Consider the following 3443-nt stretch of genomic DNA (forward strand, 5'->3'; position numbering starts at 1 on the left):
TCAAGGATTACTGGAGCGGACTTCTTACCAGCAGCTTTTAATTCCATAGAAGCAGCTACTTTATATGCCATTTCTGATGAATCGACATCATGGTAAGAACCGTCGAATAATGTAGCCTTAACGTCAAGTACTGGGTAACCAGCGATCATACCAGTTTCTAAAGCGTCTTCAAGACCAACTTTTACAGAACCGATATATTCTCTTGGAACTGATCCACCAACAACAGCGTCAACGAATTCAAATCCTTTACCTTCATTAGGTTCGAACTTGATCCAAACGTGACCGTACTGACCACGACCACCAGACTGTTTAATGTATTTACCTTCACATTCAGCAGCCTGAGTAATAGTTTCTCTATAAGCAACCTGAGGAGCACCAACGTTTGCTTCTACATGGAATTCTCTCTTTAATCTGTCAACAATGACATCAAGGTGTAATTCACCCATACCAGCGATGATAGTATCACCAGTTTCAGGGTTTGTAGATGTTCTGAAAGTTGGATCTTCTTCAGCTAATTTAACTAAAGCTTCACCAAGTTTGTTCTGGTCAGCTTTTGTCTTAGGTTCAATTGCTAATTCGATAACTGGTTCTGGGAATTCCATCTTTTCAAGGATAACGAAATCGTCTTCCGCACAAAGAGTATCACCAGTTGTAGTGTTCTTGAAACCTACTGCAGCAGCGATATCACCAGCATAAACTTCATCAATTTCTTTACGTGTATTAGCATGCATTAATAAGATACGACCAAGTCTTTCTTTCTTATCTTTTGTTGAGTTCAATACATATGAACCAGCAGTTGCAACACCTGAGTATACACGGAAGAAAGTTAACTTACCTACGAATGGGTCAGTCATAACTTTGAATGCTAAAGCTGAGAATGGTTCTTCATCAGATGCATGACGATCAACTTCGTTACCTTCAGCATCTACACCCTTGATTGCAGGGATATCAGTTGGAGCTGGTAAGTAGTCAATTACAGCATCAAGCATTGGCTGAACACCCTTATCTTTGTAAGCAGAACCACAAAGAACTGGGAATAATTCAACAGCGATTGTACCCTTACGGATAGCAGCTTTAACATCTTCGATTGCAGGTTCTTCACCTTCAAGAATCTGCATCATTAAATCATCATCAAATGAAGCAGCAGCTTCTAATAAGGTCTGATGATATTCTTCAGCCTGATCAACATATTCAGCTGGGATTTCTTTTTCGATTACATCGATACCTTCAGCACCATCGAAATAGATAGCTTTCATCTTTAATAAGTCGATAACACCTTCGAATGTATCTTCAGCACCGATAGGTAACTGTAATGCAACAGCATTAGCACCTAATCTTGAATTTAATGAGTTAAGTGACATGATGAAATCAGCACCAGTAGCGTCCATCTTGTTTGAGAAAACAATTCTTGGTACGCCATAAGTAGTAGCCTGTCTCCAAACTGTTTCAGTCTGAGGTTCTACACCTGCTTTAGAGTCAAGTACTGTAACGGCACCATCAAGTACACGTAGTGAACGTTCAACTTCTACAGTGAAGTCTACGTGGCCTGGTGTATCGATGATGTTAATACGATATCCTTTCCAGTGAGCTGTAGTTGCAGCAGAAGTGATAGTGATACCACGTTCTTTTTCCTGTACCATCCAGTCCATCTGAGATCCACCATCATGAGTTTCACCGATTTTATGGATTTTACCTGTATAGTAAAGAACACGTTCAGTAGTAGTTGTTTTACCAGCATCGATGTGAGCCATGATACCGATATTACGTGTTTTTTCTAATGGAAATTCACGAGCCATAATTTTCTCCTTTCAAATACTTTTTCTTTTAATTTATATGTAATAAAGATATTACCAACGGAAATGTGCGAAAGCTTTGTTAGCTTCTGCCATTTTATGAGTATCTTCTTTCTTCTTAACAGCAGCACCTGTACCGTTAGAAGCATCGATAATTTCGTTAGCTAAACGATCAACCATTGTATTTTCGTTTCTTAAACGAGAATAGTTAGTTAACCATCTTAAACCTAAAGTCATTCTTCTTTCAGGTGTTACTTCAACTGGTACCTGGTAGTTAGCACCACCAACACGTCTTACCTTTAATTCAAGTACAGGCATGATGTTGTTGATAGCTGCGTCGAATACTTCCATAGCTGGCTTTCCAGTCTTTTCTTCAACTTTTTTGAATGCTTCATATAAGATGTTCTGAGCAACACCTTTTTTACCATCTAACATGATGTTGTTAATAAGCTTAGTGATTGTTTTACTATTGTAAATTGGATCAGGTAAAACATCTCTTTTCGCAATACGTCCTTTTCTAGACATCGGCAAATTCTCCTCTCTCTATTTTATTAATTTAAAAATTTATTTCTTAGGCTTTTTAGCTCCGTATAATGAGCGGCTCTGCATACGATCTTTAACACCAGCACAGTCCATAGTACCACGGATAATATGGTAACGAACCCCTGGTAAGTCCTTAACACGACCACCACGAATTAATACAACAGAGTGTTCCTGAAGGTTATGACCGATACCAGGAATGTAAGCTGTAACCTCTAATCCATTTGATAATCTAACACGGGCATATTTACGTAATGCTGAGTTAGGCTTCTTTGGTGTCATTGTAGCAACACGGGTACAAACACCACGCTTCTGAGGTGAATTATCATTAGTTGGTCTTTTTGCTAATGAGTTGTAACCTCTATTTAAAGCTGGAGACTTACCCTTTTTAGTCTTTTCGCTACGTCCTTTTCTTACTAATTGGTTAATTGTAGGCATGATTTTCTCCTTTCTAATTCTAACACACAATTCCGGGTGTTTCACAAATTTGTTTTTATATATGTGCCCTCGTCGGACACCTTTGTCAGTATATGACAAATAAAAGTCCTCGTCAACTACTTTTTTTAGTTTTTTTTATCAATTTAATCCAAATGCCATCCACCATCTTCATGATAGATCATCTGTTTAGTCATTCCACCATCAATACAGATATTCTCACCATTGATGAATGTTGCTTTTGACGAACATAAAAATAAAACCATAGAGGAAATATCTTCTGGATTCCCTACTCTTCCTACTGGCTGTTGATAAGCATCAGGCCCTGTATAAGTATTCCCGTGAGTATCAATCCATCCTGGCGAAATAGAATTCACTCTCACTTTTCCACTTAGACTCATCATTAATGCGTGTGTAAGGGCTGATATGCCACCTTTTGCTGCAGTATAGCTTTCTGTATTAGCCTGACTCATTCGGTCTCTAGAAGACGAAATATTGATGATTACGGCATCGTCATTAAAATACTCTTTAAATAGCTTAGTTAAATAGAATGGTGCAGTGACTCCTACAGACAATGCATATTGAAATTCTTCATAGCTAAATGAATAAATACGTAACATGAGTGGTAATGCATTATTTATTAGATAATAAATATTTCAAGTTTTATCTAATACA

At 37.9% G+C, this 3443-nt stretch carries 4 protein-coding genes; all 4 read right to left on the reverse strand.

Annotation, left to right across the window (positions count from 1 at the left end):
- Positions 1 to 1796 (reverse strand): elongation factor G (gene fusA, locus ACT8VG_RS08845; protein ID WP_444195661.1); only part of this gene is annotated, 1796 nt, incomplete at its 3' end.
- Between the two features lie 51 nt (positions 1797 to 1847).
- Complete coding sequence (gene rpsG / locus ACT8VG_RS08850; protein WP_006505720.1) at positions 1848 to 2318, reverse strand: 30S ribosomal protein S7; 471 nt, start codon at positions 2316 to 2318, stop codon at positions 1848 to 1850.
- Between the two features lie 39 nt (positions 2319 to 2357).
- Entirely contained in the window at positions 2358 to 2771 is a 414-nt protein-coding gene (gene rpsL, locus ACT8VG_RS08855) for a 30S ribosomal protein S12 (protein WP_022425216.1), read from the reverse strand.
- Positions 2772 to 2914: 143 nt separating this feature from the next.
- Entirely contained in the window at positions 2915 to 3421 is a 507-nt protein-coding gene (locus ACT8VG_RS08860) for an SDR family oxidoreductase (protein WP_444195662.1), read from the reverse strand.
- Between the last annotated feature and the right edge of the window lie 22 nt (positions 3422 to 3443).

It is taken from the genome of Catenibacterium sp., assembly GCF_052354645.1.
In the GTDB taxonomy this organism is placed as follows: domain Bacteria; phylum Bacillota_I; class Bacilli_A; order Erysipelotrichales; family Coprobacillaceae; genus Catenibacterium; species Catenibacterium mitsuoka_A.

What these genes read in the sequence shown, in the direction of transcription:
- rpsG (WP_006505720.1), bottom strand. Translation starts at nt 2,318, where the DNA reads ATGTCTAGAAAAGGACGTATTGCGAAAAGAGATGTTTTACCTGATCCA.
- rpsL (WP_022425216.1), bottom strand. Translation starts at nt 2,771, where the DNA reads ATGCCTACAATTAACCAATTAGTAAGAAAAGGACGTAGCGAAAAGACT.